Genomic DNA, 17,358 nt, shown 5'->3' with positions numbered 1-17,358 from the left:
TGAAAAATGAAGGCAAGTATACCCGTTGATTGCCCTGCGTCTCCCCCGGGCCGGGGGTGCGTACCATACCCGCTCAGCCGGCCACGACGCGGTCCCGCCCCCCGTCCTTCGCCCGGTACAGCAGACGATCCACACGCCGGATCAAGGCATCGATATCGTCATCCTCGTGACGTCCGCACACCCCGAAGCTGCAGGTCACGCCCGAGGTGAAATCGAAATCGATGCTCTTCACCAGCCTGCGCATGCGCTCCGCCAGTTGGACACCCTCCGGCACATCAATGCCGGGGAGGATGACCACGAATTCCTCTCCACCGAACCGGATGAAATGATCCGAACTCCGCAGGTGTGCCCGTATCACGTCCACCATGCGTGTCAGGATCGTATCGCCGGCGATGTGCCCGTACGTGTCGTTGATGGCCTTGAAGTTGTCCACGTCGAACATCATGACGCTGACCGGCGTTCCGTAACGCTTCGAACGATCGAACTCGACGCTCAGCAGCCTGTACATCTGGCGCCGGTTGTAGGTGTTGGTCAGGTAGTCGTGCTCGGAGATCTCCCGAAGGCGCATCTCCATGCGCTTGCGCCGGGTGATATCGATGTTGACGATGATGGCGCCCTCGATCCTGCCGTCTTCGCCTCGTATCGGCATCGCGGAGTTCAGGATGATCTTTCGGGTGCCGTCGAAACACTCGATCTCGATCTCTTCGTCAATGGAGGTCTCCCCACGGGACAGGGCACGGGCCGCAGCCCACTCCTCTGCCCGGATCAGCTCCCCGGTGGACAGCCACCAGCCCTTGTACTCGTGGAACTGATCCATGCCCACGTAACGAGCTCCCTGCCAGATCTCCTGTCCCACCCGGTTCCCGTAGCGGATCACCCCCTGGTCATCCGTGATCCACACGCCCACGGGCAGGACGCACAGGACCTTCTGCAGAACATCGACGCGGTCCATAAGCCCGCTCATGACGGGCTCACCTCGGGGGACTGGAATGGAGGCGGCGCATCACATGCGGGCCCCGATCAGTAGGTCCGCACCTTGGGCGGAAAGCTTTCCACCGTCATGGGCTTTGTGCGCACCGGCTTGTAGTCCAGACTGTCGGAGTTCCTGAAGTAGAGCGTGTGCTTGAGCCATTGGGTATCGTCCCGATCCGGGTAGTCGATGCGGGAATGTGCTCCGCGACTCTCCTTGCGGCCCAGCGCCGACTGGACCGTGGCCAACGCACAGTCCACCAGGTTCTCCAGCTCCATGGCCTCCACGCGGGCGGTGTTGAAGACCTTGCTGTGATCCCGGAGCACCGCATCTTCCACCCGTGCGGCGATGGCCTTGACCTTCTCCACCCCCTCGGCCATGACTTCCTCGGTGCGGAAAACGCCGCAGTGGTCCTCCATCACCTTGCGAAGCTCCTGGCGCAATTGGTCCACATGCTCGCCGTCACCCTTGCGGTCCCAGCGATGCAGCCGCTCCAGTGCGGCATCCACGGACGGCTGATACAGGGGTCGGTGGTAACGATTATCCCTGAGGAAATCGATGATATGGTTGGCAGCGGCCCGACCGAACACCAGGATGTCCAGCAGCGAGTTACCCCCCAGACGGTTGGCCCCGTGCACCGAGACACAGGCCGCCTCCCCTGCCGCGTAGAGCCCCGGCACCGGGTCCTCGGGGGTATCCTTCAAGGGCGTCACCACCTGGCCAAAGCGATCGGTGGGGATGCCGCCCATGATGTAGTGGGCGGTCGGGTAGATGGGAATCGGGTGATCGATGGGATCGAGACCCAGGAACGTGATGCAGGTGTCGCGGATACCCGGCAAGCGCTGCTTGATCTTTTCGGCACCCAGGTGGGAGAGCTGCAGGAGAACGTGGTCCTTGTCCTTGCCGCACCCGCGGCCTTCCTTGACCTCGGTGTAGATGGCCCGGCTCACCACATCCCGGCTGGCCAGATCCTTGGCATTCGGGGCATAGCGCTCCATGAAGCGCTCACCGTCCCGGTTGAGCAGATAGCCGCCCTCGCCGCGCACCCCTTCCGTGATCAGCATGCCGCGCCCGGCGATGCCGGTGGGATGGAACTGGAAGAACTCCATGTCCTGCAGGGGGATGCCGGCGCGAAGCGCCATGGCCATGCCGTCGCCGGTGTTGATGAGCGCGTTGGTGCAGGTACGGTAGAGCTGTCCCACGCCGCCCGTGGCCAGCAGCGTCGTCTTGGCCTCGATAACGATGGGTTCACCCGTGAGGATCTCGAATGCCAGCGCACCGAGCACATGGCCCGACTCGTCCTGGAGCAGATCAACGGCAAAGAACTCGTCGAAGAAATGGGTCTTGGCACGGATGTTCTGCTGGTACAGGCTGTGCAGGATGGCATGGCCGGTACGGTCGGCGGCGGCGCATGTCCGGGCTGCCTGCTCCTTGCCGAAATTCTGGCTCTGGCCGCCGAAGGCCCGCTGGTAGATGTTGCCGTTGTCCAGGCGCGAGAACGGCACGCCGAAGTGTTCCAGCTCGTAGACCACCTTGGGCGCGGCCCGGCACATGTACTCGATGGCGTCCTGGTCGCCCAGGTAGTCGCTCCCCTTGACCGTATCGAACATGTGCCAGTGCCAGCTGTCCGGCAGGACGTTGGCCAGCGCCGCATTCACGCCCCCCTGGGCCGCCACCGTGTGGGAACGGGTGGGAAAGACCTTGGAGACCACCGCCACACTGGCCTCCGCATTGGCCAGCTGCAGTGCCGCACGCAGACCCGCCCCGCCGGCGCCGATGATGAGTGCGTCGAACCTGCGTACCGTTACGCCCATGAGGATGCCGCCTGAAAGAGTATGTAGATGCCCCAGATCCCGCAGAGCAGCAGAAACAGCCCCACCGTGGTCAGTACCGCAACGCGGCTGGCAAAGGGGTGAACATAGTCGACCACCACATCCCGGAGCCCGATCCAGGCATGCAGCAGCCACGCGCCCAGAAACAGCGCCGTGGCCAGCAGCACCAGGGGGTGGCTCATCCAGCCCCGCCAGGCCGCCGCGTCCGGACCGCCGCTGAACACCAGAGCCAGGAGCAGGACCAGGATATACACGCCCAGATAGAGCGCCGTGAGGCGCTGCCACAGCCAGGGCCCCATGCCGCTCATCCCCCCTCTTATAGCCATAGGACCCCCAGCAGGATCAGGGTGAGCACCGGGGCCAGGAGGAGCACCACCCAGGCCGTGCGCCGCGCCGCCATACGCTCGACGCCGATATCCAGATCAATGAACAGGTAGCGGATCCCCGCCAGCCAGTGGTGCAGCAGGCTCCACACCACCACCAGGGTCATGAGCATGACCAGGGGGTTCTGCAGCCATGTCAGGGTCTGGGCGAAGCCGGCCTCGCCCTGCATGGAGCGCTGAAAGAGCAGCAGGAACACGGGGATGGCAAGGAAGAGCAGGACGCCGGAAACTCGATGCGCGATGGAAACCACCCCGGGGATCGGGAGTCGAATCTGGAGCAGATTCAGAAACACAGGCCGACCGTCTCGGCGCATGCGGGGCACTCCTATGGTTTTTATGGGCCGGCAGGCGACATCAGACCAGGCAACGGGACACCAGCATCGTCTTTGTCCTTGTCCACCCCAAGGTTAACGTCTTAGTTCCCCCATGTCAGCTACTGACACCAATTTCGCCCTTTGGTCTAATATGCCCGGATGATCGTTCCCCTCCAGGAGATACCATGAAACCCGAGTGGAAAGCCTTTCTCACCGATGCCGGTGCCGAGTTCGACGACGGTCTGGTGGCCCACTACGGCAACGCCGAGCGGGAACGGCGGGTGGTCACCAGCGGTGACGTGATCTGCGATCTGTCCCACACGGGCCTGATCGCGGCCCACGGCGACGAGGCCGCCGCATTCCTTCAGGGCCAGTTCAGCAACGACGTGCTGCGCGTGGACAGCGGTACCAGCCAGATGAACAGCTACTGCACACCCAAGGGCCGGATGCTGGCGAACTTCCGCCTGTTCATGCGGGGCGAGAGCTATTACCTGCGATTGCATCGCGCCCTGGTGGAGCCGACGCTCAAGCGGCTGCACATGTTCGTGCTGCGCAGCCGGGTCACGCTGGAGGATGCCGACGACGCGCTGGTGCGTCTTGGCCTCTCCGGCCCGCATGCGGTTGACGAACTCAAGGCGGCCCTGGGCGCGGCGCCCGAATCGGAGGACGCAATCATACACCCGGGAGACATCACCGCCGTTCGGGTTCCGGGACCGCACCCTCGCTTCGAATGCTACGGCGAGCTGGAACCCATGATGCGCCTCTACGAGAAACTCAACGTGCGCTGTGCCCCGGTGGGCGCCGGGCCGTGGGCCCTGCTGGACATCCTGGCCGGCATTCCCACCGTCACGCCCGCCACCAGTGAGGCCTTCGTGCCGCAGATGGCCAATATGCAGCTGATCGGCGGCGTGAGCTTCAAGAAGGGATGTTACCCCGGTCAGGAGGTGGTGGCCCGCATGCATTATCTGGGCAAACTCAAGCGCCGCATGTATCGCATCTCCATCGACACGGACGATCCCCCGACACCGGGCACCGAGATCCTGGGTGCCGCCACGGATGACAAAGGGGAACCCCAGGCCGCCGGTCAGATCGTCGATGCCCAGCTGCACCCGGACGGCAACGTGGCCGCGCTGGCCGTGCTGCAGATCGCGGCCGCCGAGGCGGGCGGGCTGCGCCTGGCGGGAGACGGCGGTCCTGACGTAACACTGGAGACACTGCCCTACCCCTTCGACATGGCAGCGGCGTCCTGATGCGCTTCCTGTTCTTCCTGGTCGTCCTGGTCCTGCTCGTGTTCTGGGCGGCGTTCTTCAGCCGCCCCAACAACAAGCGCTTGTCCAATATCCTCTACATCGTCGGCGGGATCATGACCGTGCTGTTGGTGGCAGGGTGGCTGCGGCTGGTCTGATGAAGGCCGATTTGAAGCTTGAGGTTCAAGGCTCAATGTTCAAAGTTCAAAGAAACTGCTGCGCTACGATACCTTGGCGCTTCACATGCAGGCCCTTTGAACATTGAACCTTGAACTTTGAACCCTCTTTCAGCTTTCCGGCCGCATATGCGGAAAGAGCAGCACGTCCCGGATGGACGGGCTGTCGGTGAGCAGCATCACCAGGCGGTCGATGCCAATGCCTTCGCCGGCGGTGGGGGGCATGCCGTGTTCCAGGGCGCGCAGATAGTCGGCGTCGAAGTGCATGGCCTCCTCGTCGCCCGCCTCCTTCTCCTGCACCTGCCTGCGAAATCGCTCCGCCTGGTCCTCGTAGTCGTTCAACTCCGAGAAGCCGTTGGCGATCTCGCGTCCACCCACGAAGAACTCGAAGCGATCGGTAACGAAGGGGTCCTCGTCGTTGCGCCGGGCGAGCGGTGAAACCTCGGTGGGATAGGCAGTGATGAACGTCGGCTGCTTGAGGTTGTCCTCCACCGTTTTCTCGAAGATCTCGATCCACACCTTGCCCAAACCGTAGCTGTCCTTCAGCGGTATCCCCAGACCCGTGGCCACGGCCCGCGCACGTTCCGGGTCGTCCAGGTCCGCCTCGCTCACGTCGGGATTGTGGTGCAGGATCGACTCCCTGACCGTCATGCGCGTGAACGGCCGTTCGAAGTCGTAGGATTCACCCTGGTACGCGACCACCGTGGTGCCGAGCACGTCCAGGGTCAGGCCGCGCAACAGGTCTTCGGTCAGGTCCATCAGATCATGGTAGGTGGCGTAGGCCTCGTAGAACTCCACCATGGTGAATTCCGGATTGTGCCGGGTGGACAGACCCTCGTTGCGAAAGTTGCGGTTGATCTCGTAGACGCGCTCGAATCCTCCCACTACCAGGCGCTTGAGATACAGTTCGGGCGCGATGCGCAGGAAGAGCTGCATGTCCAGGGCATGGTGATGGGTGGCGAAGGGCCGCGCGGCCGCACCGCCCGGAATCGCCTGCATCATGGGCGTCTCGACCTCGAGAAATCCCCGCTGATCCAGGAAACTGCGGACATACTGAATGACACGGGTACGGACACGGAAGGTCTCCCTGACCGGCTCGTTCATGATCAGATCCACGTAACGCTGCCGGTAGCGGGTCTCGGTATCGGACAGCCCGTGAAACTTCTCGGGCAGGGGACGCACGGACTTGGTCAGCAGGCGCAGCGTGTCCACCTGCACGGTGAGCTCACCGGTCTTCGTCTTGAACAGGCTGCCCTCGGCACCGAGGATGTCGCCCACGTCCCAGGTCTTGAAATCCGAGTAGGCCCCCTCCGGCAGACTGTCGCGCTGCACGAACAACTGGATACGTCCGGACATGTCCAGGATCTGTGTGAAACTCGCCTTGCCCATGACGCGCTTGGCCATCATACGCCCGGCCACGGCCACGCGAATCGTGTTCTCCTCGAAGAACGCTCCGGGCTTGTCATCGTATTCGGCATGCAGCTCGCCGGCCATGACGTTGCGCCGGAAGTCGTTGGGAAACGCAAGTCCCCGCTCCCGCAGCTTCGCGAGTTTCTCCCGCCGCTGCGCAATCAGCTTGTGCTCGTCCTGGCCCTGCTCTTTTTCAATCATCATTCTGCCCGCTTCAAGTACTTCCCACTTCCCAATTCACCCTTCCCACTTCATTACAGTCCGCTCTTCAGCGATGCCTCAATGAACTGATCCAGATCCCCGTCCAGCACCGCCTGGGTATTGCCCACCTCCACGCCGGTGCGCAGATCCTTGATGCGGGACTGGTCCAGCACGTAGGAACGGATCTGGCTGCCCCAGCCGATGTCGGACTTGGTATCTTCGAGGGCCTGCTTCTCGGCATTCTGCTTCTGGATCTCGATCTCGTAGAGTTTGGCCTTGAGCTGCTTCATGGCCGTGTCCCGGTTCTTGTGCTGGGAACGGTCCGCCTGGCAGGCTACCACCACGCCGCTGGGCATGTGCGTGATGCGGATGGCGGATTCCGTTCGGTTCACGTGCTGTCCGCCGGCACCGCTGGCCCGGTAGGTATCCACCCGCAGATCCGCCGGGTTGATCTCGATCTCGATGCTGTCATCCACCTCTGGGGAGACAAACACCGCGGCGAACGACGTGTGGCGGCGGTTGCCCGAATCGAAGGGGGACTTGCGCACAAGCCGGTGCACGCCGGTCTCCGTGCGCAACCAACCGTAGGCATACGGTCCCTCGAACTTGATGGTCGCGCTCTTGATGCCGGCCACCTCGCCGTCGGAGACCTCCATCAGCTCGGTCTTGAAACCGCGCCGTTCGCCCCAGCGCAGGTACATGCGCAACAGCATGTTGGCCCAGTCCTGGGCCTCGGTGCCGCCGGAACCGGCCTGGATGTCCACGTAGGCGTTGGCCTCGTCCATCTCGCCGGCGAACATGCGCCGGAATTCCAGCTGCGCCACGTCGTTCTCGAACCCGGCCAGATCGGCCTCCACCGCGCCCACGGTCTCCGCATCGTCCTCGCCGGCCGCCAGATCCAGAAGATCCCTGGCGTCTCCCAGCGCCTCGTCCATGCGGGAGATCAGCAGCACCACCTCTTCCAGGCGGGCGCGCTCACGGCCCAGTTCCTGGGCCTTCTCGGGATTGTTCCAGATGTTGGGGTCTTCCAGTTCCCGGCTCACTTCCTCCAGGCGTTCACGCTTGGCATCGTAGTCAAAGATACCCCCTCAAGGCATCCACGCGGCCTTGCAGATCGTCGATCTGGGTATAAAGCGGATTGAGTTCCATGAATGCGGGTTCCGGCTCGGAAAAGCGTGAAATTGTACACCAAGTGCCTCCCGCGAATAAGGCGCGGGAGGCAATTCAAAATTCAAAATTCAAGGACACCGAACCGCATCACCCTTGAATCTTGAATATTGAATCTTGAATCGCCTCTACATGCTCGATCATGAGTTGCACACTGACGAGGCCGTGGAATTCGTTGACCTCAAGGCGGTAGGCAAGCCGCACACGGTCGCGATCCTCCGGCCAGTCGTTCCAGTCCACGTTGAAGGCGATGCCCGTGACGGGCGGTGCATCGGGTGCAGCGCGCAATTGCAGGCGAAGGTGCCGCTCGCCAAGTACGCGCCGCTCCAGCACGCGGAACTCGCCGTCGAACACCGGCGCCGGAAACCCCTGTCCCCAGGGCCCCGCATCCCGCAGTCGAGCGGCGGTTTCCAGGTTGATCTGGTGAGCAGCCAGTTCACCATCGCTATGGATCACCCCCTCCAGATCCTCCGGTGCCACTTGCTCTGCCACGATCCGGTCGAAGGCCTCGCCGAAGGCCTCCAGGTGGGCAAGCGGCAGGCTCAGACCCGCCGCCATGGCATGGCCGCCGAATCGGGTGACAAGCCCCGGATTGCGCGCGGCCACCGCGTCCAGGGCGTCGCGGATATGGAGCCCGGGTATGGACCGGGCGGAACCCTTCACCTGCCCGTCATCCGCATCCGCAAAGGCGATCACCGGGCGGTGCAGGCGTTCCTTGATGCGTGCGGCCAGGATGCCGATGACGCCCTGGTGCCACCCGGGTTCGTACAGACAGATCCCGTGCCGTTGGCCCCAGTCGTCCACCGGCTGATGGGCCAGGATCGCCAGCGCCTCGGCCTGCATCTGCGCCTCGATCTCGCGCCGGTCCCGATTGAGCTCGTCCAGGGCGGCCGCCAGGGCACGGGCCTCGATCGGGTCGTCACTCAGCAGGCAACGGATGCCCAGCGCCATGTCGTCCAGCCGGCCCGCCGCGTTGAGCCGGGGTCCGGCGGCGAAACCCAGGTCCGCGGCCACCGTGCTCCCGGGACTGCGATTGGCCACCTCCAGCAAAGCGGCAATGCCCGGGACGGTGGCCCCCGCACGGATACGGCGCAGACCCTGTTCCACCAGGATGCGGTTGTTGTGATCCAGGGGCACCACGTCGGCCACGGTCCCCAGGGCCACCAGGTCCAGCAGGTCCGCCAGGTTGGGTTCGGCGATGCCCCGGTGCGCGAACCAGCCGGTTTCGCGCAGGCGCGCGCGCAGGGCGAGCATCACGTAGAAGATCACCCCCACCCCGGCCAGATGCTTGCTGGGGAAGGGATCGCCGGGGAGATTCGGATTGACCATGGCGTCCGCCTCCGGCAGCACGGCGCCCGGCAGGTGATGGTCCGTCACCACCACCGACATGCCGGCGGCGCGTGCCGCGGCCACGCCGTCCAGGCTCGAGACCCCGTTGTCCACGGTCACCAGCACCCGCGCATTCAGAGGCGCGAGTACCGAGACGATCCCGGATGTCAGACCGTAGCCGTATTCGAAACGATTGGGCACCCGAAAATGCACATCCCGCGCACCCATCGCGGTCAGGGCCCGAAGGGCGACGGCGGTGCTGGTGGCCCCGTCGGCGTCGAAATCACCCACCACCACAATGCGCTCGTCCCGGCGCAACGCCCGTTCCAGGCAATCCACGGCCCGGTCGATGCCGGAGAGCAGCTGCGGGGCCGCCAGTCCCGCCAATCCGTACTCGCACTGTGCCGGATCCACGACTCCGCGCAGGGCAAGTACGCGGCCCAGTACATCTTCGGGCAGCACGACGCCGGCGGGCAGCGTTCTCCGCCTGATGCTTCTCGGGGCCTTCATGGCGCAAACGCCGCCAACGGCCGTACCCGCCGCCACAGGCGCCAGCGCGCGCCGGGCACGAGATCGAACACGGGCCCGCAGGTGCTGTATACCCTCAGATGCCTCAGGGCGGACGAACCCAGGGCCCGGCGCAAGGGCGCAAACCAGGCGGCCTCGAGACCTTCCATGCCGGCCTGCCATGCTTCCAGGTCATCGCGGGCCACATCGCCGGACAACGTATCCAGACAAACCAGACGGGTGCCGCTTCCGGCCAATACCGGTTCGGCGGTGTCCGGCAGGGGCGCGGCCGACAGGTCAGCACACCAGGCAAGCCCCGCGACCAGCGGGTCGTCGCAGTAGATCCGGGAGAACGGCGCGTGCACCGTCCCGGGAAGCCCGCCGGCACCCCAGGGCCATACGCTGTTCACCGTGGGCAGGCCCCGCGCTTCCCGGGCCCGGTTCTCGGGCGCGTCGAACAGGAGCATCTGCAATTCATTGAGTCGCCGATGCCAGAACCGGGCATCCCCGCCAGCGGGCAGAAAGGCATTGATCGGGCGGCCCGATACCCGGGACAGGCTGACCGTGTCGGGTGTCGGCATGGATTCAGGCAGACACAGATGCCAGCAATCCGCGGTGGTGGCTTCGACCTGCAACGCGTCGTCCGCAAGATATGCATTGATCCGGCCCACCAGCGCCCGGGCTTCCTCTGTCTGGAGATGCAATTGCCCCGGATCGGTCAGCACCAGGTCCTTCATGCCCGCTTCCAGATGCACCGGATCCATGCACATCCATCGCCCGGGGTCCCGCCGGCCTGTCAGGGCCAGGCGCCTCAGTGCCCCGGCCGGCACGGGGCCGTGGACACCGAACAACGCACACAGCACCGCCTCCACGCCGGCGCCCTGCTCCTGTCCCGCATCAGCCCGGGCAAGCAGCCATTCAAGCGCCGGGTAATGCCCCACGTCACCAAAATCCGCCTGCCATCCGGCAACCCGGTCGAGCAGGCCGGGAACCACCAGGTACAGCACCGAAGGTGCGCGTTCCGGCATGGCGCTCAGCCGCCGCGCCGATCCGTCGGTTCGTCCGCCGAGTAGCCTTCATAGGGAAAGCGAACATGCCCGTAGCGGATCACAAGGACCGCAATGGCCAGCAACAGCACACCCAGCGTCACACCCACCACCTGCCAGAAATCCATACCCTTCATGTCCAGGATCAGATATCGGGCCAGGGCCACGATCGCGATATAGATCGGCATGCGCACCGGCAGTTGCCCGGACCGGAGATACACACCCACCATGGCAAGTACTTCCAGGTAGATAAACAGCAGCAGCAGGTCCGCCAGGCGCACCTCCAGTCGCTCGACCATCACCAGGACCTCCTGGATGATGGCAATTCCCGTGGCGACCGCTATGGTCGCAAGTGCTGCGTACTCCATCAGCTTCAGTGACCTGAGGCCTGCTGTACGGACGGTCGTGGGCATGGGAGGCCCTCCTCGCGGGACCGGAGCGGTGCATGGCGGTCATTGTACCCGCTCCCGACAGCCTGGGGCGGGAAAGCAACGAGACCGACTCCGTCAGGGTTCATCTGGCGGAACGGGTCTCTGCGTGCGGTATGGCGGCGGCGTTAACCGATGGGAACGAGTGGGCCCGCCGGTCCTGACGCGGGCGGATAAAGACGAAGCCTCCGGCCGGTCTCAACCTTCGTCATCGGACCTGGATCGCGCCGCCCGGGCGGACACGGAAGTGTCGTATATATCGAACCCCCAGGCCACGACACCCACCACGAGTATCAGAACGCCGAGGATCGGTGAAACCGTAATGACCAGCGCGCCCGCGATCATGATCGCCCAGATCACAATCCTGCTTCTCAGAAATCCCATCGGTTGAACTCCCCTGACTGCACGGGCAAGCGCCGATCCTACCCGGATTGTGTCAGGGCCGGCAAACACCGGGGTGCCGGGCACGGGCCAGCGGGTACCCTGGACGTATCTTCGGGCGTATCGGCTTCGCGGGAGGCACATGCGGCACGCACGATTGCGTGCCTGAGAAACCGGAGCGTAGGGATCGGGCAGAAAAGTGGTGGCGGCGGACTGCCCCGTCCATGGGGATACTTCCTCGAATATCGTCGACCGTCTTTCAAGTGTCTGGTCGGGGCGAGAGGATTTGAACCTCCGACCACCTGCACCCCATGCAGGTGCGCTACCAGGCTGCGCTACGCCCCGAGGGTTGCGAAGGATAGCCGATCCTGTCGCGGAAGGAAAGCTGCCGGGCGACCCGCGGGCCGAACCGTCCGCACCGGATCGCCGGATACCGGGAAGCTGATGGGTTGCCGCTGCGCCCACGCCCCGGAAACGCCACTCCTACCGCTTGAGCAACTGCAGGATCTCTTCCAGTTCCATACGCATCTGGCGCATGATCTGCTGGCTCTGGCTGGTGTCTTCGCGGGCCTCCTGACCCGCCAGCTTCTGCCGTGCACCGCCGATGGTGTAACCCTGCTCGTAGAGCAGACTTCGGATCTGCCGGATCAGGATCACGTCATGGCGCTGGTAGTAGCGGCGGTTTCCGCGCCGCTTGACCGGCTTCAGGGAGGGAAACTCCTGTTCCCAGTAGCGCAGCACGTGGGGCTTCACGCCACACAGCTCGCTGACCTCGCCGATGGTGAAATAGCGCTTGCCGGGTATGGCCGGCAGCTCGCTGTTATTCCCCGCTTCCAACATAGGCTTCGACCCGCGCTTTGAGTTTTTGTCCCGGGCGGAAAGTCACCACCCGGCGCGCCGAGATGGGAATTTCCTCTCCGGTCTTTGGATTGCGGCCTGGCCGCTGATTCTTGTCGCGCAGGGTGAAATTGCCGAAACCGGACAACTTCACCTGATCTCCATTCTCCAGCGCGCTTCGAACCTCCTCGAAGAACATCTCCACCAGTTCCTTGGCTTCACGCTTGTTGAGGCCCAACTCGTCGAAGAGTTTTTCGGCCATTTCCGCTTTGGTCAGCGCCATGCTTTCACGCCCTTAGAGTAGCCCCTACATCCTGTTCGAGTTGTCTGATGATTCCCTCAATGACTTCATCCACTTCCTCATCAGTAAGAGTGCGTGACAACTCCTGTAAAATCAATCCCAAAGCGAGACTTTTTCGACCAACGGGTACGCCTTGGCCCGTATATACGTCAAATACAACCAGTTCCCGCAGGGACGGAATCCCCAGTTTCCGGATGCTGGACAGCACCCGCTCAGCCGGGCAGTCCGCATCGACCACAATGGCAAGATCACGCCTGATTGCCGGGAATCGGGACTGTTCAAAGAATTTTGTCACCGAACCCCGGGTAATCACCTCCAGGTTCACCTCCATGACAAACACCGCCCGATCCAGGTCCAGGCGATCGAGCAGTTCGGGGTGGAGCGCACCGATCCAGCCGCAGGGTACACCGTTCAGGGATACGGCAGCCGACTGACCGGGATGCAATGCCGGATGATGAACGGACGCCTGGAAATGCACCTCCCCGTCCGCAAAGCCCAGCAGATTCTCCAGGTCCCCCTTGAGATCAAAGAAATCCAGATCCCGTGCCCGCTCCCCCCATTGCAGCGGCCGAAGCGGTCCGCAGGCGACTGCCGCGATCATAGATTCCTGTTTTAATTCATTGCCTTGAGATACGAACCTCAGACCCGTTTCAAATAATCTCACCCGCTCCTGCTGGCGATTGAGATTGTGCCGGAGCGCCCTGACCAGCCCCGGCCAGAGGCTGGAACGCATCACCGCCAGTTCCGATGAGATGGGGTTGGCCAGTGCCAGCGGGCGGTGATCCGGGGCGAACAGCCGTTCCCATTCGGGATCCACGAAGCTGTAGGTCACAGCCTCCTGGTACCCCAGATCCGCCATCAGGTGGCGCATGCGTGCCATCGGCACCCGGGCCTCATCCATGCGCCCGAGTTCCGGACTCAACGGGGGCACCGTGGCGGGCAACCGATCATAGCCGTGCACCCGGGCCACCTCCTCGATCAGGTCCGCTTCGATGGCCAGATCGAAGCGAAAACCCGGCGGCGTGACCCGCCACGCACCGGCCATGGGTTCCACGTGACAGCCAAGGGCCGACAACAAGCGGGTGACCTCGGTCTCGTCGATGACGGCACCCAGCACGCGGGCGATGCGCGTCGCCCGCAGCATGATGGGCGCGGCCTCCCGGGGCGCGGCACCCGTGGCTTCCACCACCGGCCCGGGTTCGCCGCCGGCAATCCCGCACAGCAGTTCCGTGACACGCTGAAGGGCCCGGGTGGGCAGCGCCGGATCCACCCCCCGCTCGAAACGATGGGAGGAGTCCGTATGCAGGCCGTGCTGACGGGCGCGGCCGGCAATGGCCATGGGCGTGAAGTGGGCGCTTTCCAGAAACACATCCCGGGTGTCCTGCCCGACGCCGCTGACCTCGCCTCCCATGATGCCGGCGAGCGCCAGGACCTTGTTCTCGTCGGCGATAACCAGATCCGAGCCGGTCAGGTTGATCTCCTGCCCGTCCAGCAGCACGAGATTCTCATCATCCCGCGCGCGCCGGACCACGATCCCGCCGTCCAGGCGCGCCAGATCGAAGGCGTGCATGGGCTGGCCCAGTTCCAGCATCACGTAGTTGGTCACATCCACCAGGGGACCGAGGCTGCGGATGCCGGCCCGGCGCAGCCTTTCCCGCATCCAGAGCGGTGTCTCGGCCCCCGGATCCACACCGCGCACCACGCGGCCCGCATACACGGGACAGTCCGCCGCCGCCTCGATGCTGACCGGTACCCGGTCATCCACCACGGCGCTGACCGGCGCGATGCCGGACACCCTCAGGGGCCTGTCGGTGAGCGCCGCCACCTCTCGGGCAACCCCCGCCATGCTCAGGCAGTCGGCCCGGTTGGGCGTGAGGTCCACCTCCAGCACGAGGTCATCGAGACTCAGGGCCTCGCGCACATCGGTGCCCGGGATCAGATCCGCCGGCAGGGGCATGAGACCCTCGCTGGACTCGGCCAGGCCCAGTTCCTTCGCGGAACACAGCATGCCGAAGGATTCCACGCCGCGCAGCCTGGCTTTCCTGATTCTGAAATCCCCGGGCAGCATCGCGTCCACCCGGGCAAAAGGCACATGCATGCCCTCGGCCACGTTGGGTGCCCCGCACACCACCTGCACAGGCTGGCCGGAACCGTCGTCCACCTGACAGACCCGCAGCTTGTCCGCATCCGGGTGCGGCGCCACCTGGCGCACGAGACCCACCACCACCCCGGAAAAATCCGGTGCGGCCGGCTGGATGCTGTCCAGCTCCAGACCCGCCATGGTGAGCCGATGCCCCAGTTCCCCGGGCGTCAGCCCGTGGTCCACCCACTCCAGAAGCCACTGATTGCTGATTCTCATGCTTGTCGCTCTTTTGGTAAACCAATGGACATAATGAACAGGATTTCGCAGGATTCACAGGATCTAAATATAATTAAAACAAATAATTACATTAATTATTTAAACGATTATGTTAATCATGAAAAAATCCTGTCCATCCTGTCCATTCGATCTTTAAGATCACGCGAACTGCCGCAGAAACCGGATGTCGTTTTCGAAGAACAGCCGCAGGTCATTGACGCCGTAGCGCAACATGGCCATCCGCTCCACGCCAAGGCCGAAGGCGAATCCTGTGTAGCGCTCGCTGTCGATGCCCACGTGGGCGAACACGTTCGGGTGTACCATCCCGCAACCCATCACCTCCAGCCAGCCGGTGTGACTGCAGACCCGGCAGCCGTCCCCGCCACAGTGCATGCACTGGATATCCACCTCTGCTGAAGGCTCGGTGAAGGGGAAATAGGACGGACGGAACCGGGTCTTGAGATCCGTCTGCTCGAAAAAGGCCTGCAGGAAGGCATCCAGTACGCCGCGCAGGTGCGCGAAGGTCACATCCTCGTCCACCAGCAGGCCTTCCACCTGGTGGAACATGGGGCTGTGGGTCAGATCGGAATCACAGCGGTACACGCGTCCGGGGGCAATGACGCGAAACGGCGGTTCGCCGGATTCCATCACCCGTACCTGCACCGGCGAGGTATGCGTGCGCAGCAGCAGTCCGCCGTCGAAGTAGAAGGTGTCGTGCATGGCACGGGCCGGGTGATGGGCCGGAATGTTGAGCGCCTCGAAATTGTGGTAGTCATCCTCCACTTCCGGCCCCTCCGCCACCTGAAAGCCCAGGCGGCCCAGCAGGTCGATGATGCGCTCGATGGTGCGGGTGACCGGGTGAAGGCCGCCCACCGCCTGGCGTCGGCCCGGCAGGGTCACGTCCACGGACTCCCCGGCCAACCGCTGCCGGCGTTCGGCGGATGCGAGCGCTTCCAGGCGGGTGGCCAGCGCATCGTTCACCTGCTGCTTGGCCCGGTTGATGGCCTGTCCCGCCGCCGGGCGCTGTTCGGCAGGCAGCTTGCCCAAGCCCTTGAGCTGTTCGGTGAGCAGGCCCTTCTTGCCCAGATAGCGCACTCGCAGGGCATCGAGCGCCTGGGTGTCTGCGGCCCGGTCGATGGCCTCGAGGGCCTCGCGAATCAGGTTCTGGAGTTCCTCCACAACGGGTCCCCCTCGGGTTGAAAATAAAAAGGGGAAAGGCCAGGCCTTTCCCCTCTCGAGCGTCCATCGGGCCCGCGTTTCACGGATCCCGACACATGCGCACGCGGACGTTACGCCGCCAGGGCAGCCTTGGCCTTTTCGGCAATCTGCCCAAACGCGTTGATGTCGTACACCGCGAGATCGGCCAGCACCTTGCGGTCGACCTCCACATTGGCCTTGTGCAGACCGTCCATCATGCGGCTGTAAGACAGACCGAACTGACGCGCGGCCGCGTTGATGCGCACAATCCACAGCGCCCGGAACTGACGCTTGCGCTGACGGCGGTCACGGTAGGCGTACTGGCCGGCCTTGGTGACTGCCTGAACGGCAACGCGGTAGACGTTCTTGCGCGCACCATAATAGCCCTTGGCCTTTTTCAGGACCTTCTTGTGACGGGCGTGGGCGGTGACGCCTCTCTTGACTCGTGACATGGCGGTGTCTCCTTATGCGTGAGGCAGCATCTGGCGCACGGATGCCTTGTCGCTCTCGGCAATCATGCCGGTGGAGCGAAGGTGACGCTTGCGCTTGGTGCTCTTCTTGGTAAGGATGTGCCGCCGGTGGGACTGGGCTCGCTTGAACCCGCCCGAACCGGTGGGTTTGAACCGCTTGGCGGCTCCCCGGTTGGTCTTCTGCTTGGGCATGTTTGCTCTCCTGAATCAAAAGGCCGGAGCAATGCCCCGCCTTGGTCGCTGTATCCCCCGTCGGCCGCCCTGGCGCCGAACGTGGGCTGTGTCATTCATTTCTTCGGTGTAAACACCATCACCATCTGGCGCCCTTCCATCTTGGGCCGCTGCTCGACGGTGGCGATCTCGCTCAGATCGGCCTCGATGCGTTCCAGCAGCTTGGCGCCCAATTCCTGGTGGCGCATCTCGCGACCCCGGAAACGGATGGTGACCTTGGCCTTGTCGCCGTCGTTGATGAACCGGTTCAGGTTGCGAAGCTTGACCTGGTAGTCACCCTCATCGGTCCCGGGCCGGAACTTCACTTCCTTGATCTGTATCTGCTTCTGGTTCTTCTTCGCCTGCTGGGCCTTCTTGCTCAACTCGAACCTGAACTTGCCGTAGTCCATGACCCGGCAGACCGGCGGTTCCGCGTTCGGCGAGATCTCCACCAGGTCCAGTTCAGCCTCTTCGGCGATTCGCAATGCCTCTTCGATGGACACGACCCCCACGTTCTCCCCGGTCGTGTCGATCAGACGGACCTCGGGGCAGGTGATCTGTTCGTTGAGACGAGTCTCTTTTCCAGCGCTGAT

Annotated in this window: 19 protein-coding genes and 1 tRNA gene; 2 read left to right on the top strand and 18 right to left on the bottom strand. The window is 63.9% G+C overall.

Translation table 11 applies throughout. The features are described from left to right. Window positions 1-73: 73 nt before the first annotated feature. From THITHI_RS18285 to sdhC, 4 genes are read right to left on the bottom strand one after another with little or no spacing between them, the layout of a single operon-like run. Complete coding sequence (locus tag THITHI_RS18285; RefSeq protein WP_083908633.1) at window positions 74-964, bottom strand: GGDEF domain-containing protein; 891 nt, start codon at window positions 962-964, stop codon at window positions 74-76. A gap of 56 nt (window positions 965-1,020) precedes the next feature. Then, complete coding sequence (gene sdhA, locus THITHI_RS0101865) at window positions 1,021-2,784, bottom strand: succinate dehydrogenase flavoprotein subunit (protein ID WP_018231370.1); 1,764 nt, start codon at window positions 2,782-2,784, stop codon at window positions 1,021-1,023. Then, entirely contained in the window at window positions 2,775-3,110 is a 336-nt protein-coding gene (gene sdhD, locus THITHI_RS0101860; protein WP_018231369.1) for a succinate dehydrogenase, hydrophobic membrane anchor protein, read from the bottom strand. Before sdhD ends, sdhA begins: the two co-directional genes overlap by 10 nt. Window positions 3,111-3,118: 8 nt before the next feature. Next, window positions 3,119-3,499: a succinate dehydrogenase, cytochrome b556 subunit gene (gene sdhC / locus THITHI_RS0101855; RefSeq protein WP_018231368.1), complete on the bottom strand. Its 381-nt coding sequence runs from the start codon at window positions 3,497-3,499 to the stop codon at window positions 3,119-3,121. A 185-nt stretch (window positions 3,500-3,684) separates the two neighbouring features. On the opposite strand from sdhC, the gene ygfZ reads away from it, so the two are divergent. Together ygfZ and THITHI_RS20730 are read left to right on the top strand one after the other, a co-directional pair. Beyond that, window positions 3,685-4,749, top strand: coding sequence for a CAF17-like 4Fe-4S cluster assembly/insertion protein YgfZ (ygfZ, locus tag THITHI_RS0101850; protein WP_018231367.1), 1,065 nt, complete (start codon window positions 3,685-3,687; stop codon window positions 4,747-4,749). Further along, window positions 4,749-4,904: a hypothetical protein gene (locus THITHI_RS20730; RefSeq protein ID WP_018231366.1), complete on the top strand. Its 156-nt coding sequence runs from the start codon at window positions 4,749-4,751 to the stop codon at window positions 4,902-4,904. The genes ygfZ and THITHI_RS20730 overlap by 1 nt, the downstream gene beginning before the upstream one ends. 129 nt (window positions 4,905-5,033) lie before the next feature. Here THITHI_RS20730 and lysS read toward each other — a convergent pair whose 3' ends face one another. The 14 genes from lysS to infC all read right to left on the bottom strand — a co-directional run bounded on the left by lysS (window position 5,034) and on the right by infC (window position 17,358). Next, on the bottom strand, window positions 5,034-6,533 hold the full coding sequence (gene lysS, locus THITHI_RS0101840) for a lysine--tRNA ligase (protein ID WP_026185967.1): 1,500 nt from the start codon (window positions 6,531-6,533) through the stop codon (window positions 5,034-5,036). 53 nt (window positions 6,534-6,586) lie between these two features. Continuing rightward, window positions 6,587-7,682 (bottom strand): peptide chain release factor 2 gene (gene prfB / locus THITHI_RS0101835; protein WP_156820448.1). Its coding sequence is split into 2 segments (ribosomal slippage): window positions 6,587-7,609 and window positions 7,611-7,682, totalling 1,095 coding nucleotides; the frame shifts between segments, so codons are not numbered across the junction. Between the two features lie 108 nt (window positions 7,683-7,790). Beyond that, complete coding sequence (gene recJ, locus THITHI_RS0101830) at window positions 7,791-9,539, bottom strand: single-stranded-DNA-specific exonuclease RecJ (RefSeq protein WP_018231363.1); 1,749 nt, start codon at window positions 9,537-9,539, stop codon at window positions 7,791-7,793. Further along, a complete protein-coding gene (locus tag THITHI_RS0101825) occupies window positions 9,536-10,564 on the bottom strand; it encodes a hypothetical protein (RefSeq protein ID WP_018231362.1) in 1,029 nt (342 codons plus the stop codon). Before THITHI_RS0101825 ends, recJ begins: the two co-directional genes overlap by 4 nt. A 5-nt stretch (window positions 10,565-10,569) precedes the next feature. Further along, on the bottom strand, window positions 10,570-10,995 hold the full coding sequence (locus THITHI_RS0101820; protein ID WP_026185965.1) for a phosphate-starvation-inducible protein PsiE: 426 nt from the start codon (window positions 10,993-10,995) through the stop codon (window positions 10,570-10,572). A 213-nt stretch (window positions 10,996-11,208) separates the two neighbouring features. Next, complete coding sequence (locus tag THITHI_RS0101810) at window positions 11,209-11,394, bottom strand: hypothetical protein (RefSeq protein ID WP_018231359.1); 186 nt, start codon at window positions 11,392-11,394, stop codon at window positions 11,209-11,211. A 265-nt stretch (window positions 11,395-11,659) separates the two neighbouring features. Continuing rightward, window positions 11,660-11,736 (bottom strand) — tRNA-Pro (locus tag THITHI_RS0101805). A gap of 138 nt (window positions 11,737-11,874) precedes the next feature. Then, complete coding sequence (locus THITHI_RS0101800; RefSeq protein WP_018231358.1) at window positions 11,875-12,231, bottom strand: MerR family transcriptional regulator; 357 nt, start codon at window positions 12,229-12,231, stop codon at window positions 11,875-11,877. After that, a complete protein-coding gene (ihfA, locus tag THITHI_RS0101795) occupies window positions 12,212-12,511 on the bottom strand; it encodes an integration host factor subunit alpha (RefSeq protein WP_018231357.1) in 300 nt (99 codons plus the stop codon). The genes THITHI_RS0101800 and ihfA overlap by 20 nt, the downstream gene beginning before the upstream one ends. A gap of 4 nt (window positions 12,512-12,515) precedes the next feature. Continuing rightward, window positions 12,516-14,888 (bottom strand): phenylalanine--tRNA ligase subunit beta, encoded by a 2,373-nt coding sequence (gene pheT, locus THITHI_RS0101790; protein ID WP_018231356.1) that lies wholly within the window; start codon window positions 14,886-14,888, stop codon window positions 12,516-12,518. A 159-nt stretch (window positions 14,889-15,047) separates the two neighbouring features. Then, the gene (pheS, locus tag THITHI_RS0101785; RefSeq protein ID WP_018231355.1) at window positions 15,048-16,067 is read right to left on the bottom strand and encodes a phenylalanine--tRNA ligase subunit alpha; all 1,020 of its coding nucleotides are present in this window, start codon (window positions 16,065-16,067) and stop codon (window positions 15,048-15,050) included. 110 nt (window positions 16,068-16,177) lie between these two features. Further along, window positions 16,178-16,537 (bottom strand): 50S ribosomal protein L20, encoded by a 360-nt coding sequence (gene rplT / locus THITHI_RS0101780; RefSeq protein WP_018231354.1) that lies wholly within the window; start codon window positions 16,535-16,537, stop codon window positions 16,178-16,180. Window positions 16,538-16,549: 12 nt separating this feature from the next. Further along, the gene (gene rpmI, locus THITHI_RS0101775; RefSeq protein ID WP_018231353.1) at window positions 16,550-16,747 is read right to left on the bottom strand and encodes a 50S ribosomal protein L35; all 198 of its coding nucleotides are present in this window, start codon (window positions 16,745-16,747) and stop codon (window positions 16,550-16,552) included. Between the two features lie 95 nt (window positions 16,748-16,842). Continuing rightward, a complete protein-coding gene (gene infC / locus THITHI_RS0101770) occupies window positions 16,843-17,358 on the bottom strand; it encodes a translation initiation factor IF-3 (RefSeq protein ID WP_083908631.1) in 516 nt (171 codons plus the stop codon).

The organism is Thioalkalivibrio thiocyanodenitrificans ARhD 1, from assembly GCF_000378965.1.
Lineage (GTDB): Bacteria > Pseudomonadota > Gammaproteobacteria > Ectothiorhodospirales > Ectothiorhodospiraceae > Thioalkalivibrio_A > Thioalkalivibrio_A thiocyanodenitrificans.
This window is presented reverse-complemented; position numbering and strand designations above follow the sequence as displayed.

What these genes read in the sequence shown, in the direction of transcription:
- THITHI_RS18285 (WP_083908633.1), bottom strand. Translation starts at nt 964, where the DNA reads ATGAGCGGGCTTATGGACCGCGTCGATGTTCTGCAGAAGGTCCTGTGC.
- sdhA (WP_018231370.1), bottom strand. Translation starts at nt 2,784, where the DNA reads ATGGGCGTAACGGTACGCAGGTTCGACGCACTCATCATCGGCGCCGGC.
- sdhD (WP_018231369.1), bottom strand. Translation starts at nt 3,110, where the DNA reads ATGAGCGGCATGGGGCCCTGGCTGTGGCAGCGCCTCACGGCGCTCTAT.
- sdhC (WP_018231368.1), bottom strand. Translation starts at nt 3,499, where the DNA reads ATGCGCCGAGACGGTCGGCCTGTGTTTCTGAATCTGCTCCAGATTCGA.
- ygfZ (WP_018231367.1), top strand. Translation starts at nt 3,685, where the DNA reads ATGAAACCCGAGTGGAAAGCCTTTCTCACCGATGCCGGTGCCGAGTTC.
- THITHI_RS20730 (WP_018231366.1), top strand. Translation starts at nt 4,749, where the DNA reads ATGCGCTTCCTGTTCTTCCTGGTCGTCCTGGTCCTGCTCGTGTTCTGG.
- lysS (WP_026185967.1), bottom strand. Translation starts at nt 6,533, where the DNA reads ATGATTGAAAAAGAGCAGGGCCAGGACGAGCACAAGCTGATTGCGCAG.
- recJ (WP_018231363.1), bottom strand. Translation starts at nt 9,539, where the DNA reads ATGAAGGCCCCGAGAAGCATCAGGCGGAGAACGCTGCCCGCCGGCGTC.
- THITHI_RS0101825 (WP_018231362.1), bottom strand. Translation starts at nt 10,564, where the DNA reads ATGCCGGAACGCGCACCTTCGGTGCTGTACCTGGTGGTTCCCGGCCTG.
- THITHI_RS0101820 (WP_026185965.1), bottom strand. Translation starts at nt 10,995, where the DNA reads ATGCCCACGACCGTCCGTACAGCAGGCCTCAGGTCACTGAAGCTGATG.
- THITHI_RS0101810 (WP_018231359.1), bottom strand. Translation starts at nt 11,394, where the DNA reads ATGGGATTTCTGAGAAGCAGGATTGTGATCTGGGCGATCATGATCGCG.
- THITHI_RS0101800 (WP_018231358.1), bottom strand. Translation starts at nt 12,231, where the DNA reads ATGTTGGAAGCGGGGAATAACAGCGAGCTGCCGGCCATACCCGGCAAG.
- ihfA (WP_018231357.1), bottom strand. Translation starts at nt 12,511, where the DNA reads ATGGCGCTGACCAAAGCGGAAATGGCCGAAAAACTCTTCGACGAGTTG.
- pheT (WP_018231356.1), bottom strand. Translation starts at nt 14,888, where the DNA reads ATGAGAATCAGCAATCAGTGGCTTCTGGAGTGGGTGGACCACGGGCTG.
- rplT (WP_018231354.1), bottom strand. Translation starts at nt 16,537, where the DNA reads ATGTCACGAGTCAAGAGAGGCGTCACCGCCCACGCCCGTCACAAGAAG.
- rpmI (WP_018231353.1), bottom strand. Translation starts at nt 16,747, where the DNA reads ATGCCCAAGCAGAAGACCAACCGGGGAGCCGCCAAGCGGTTCAAACCC.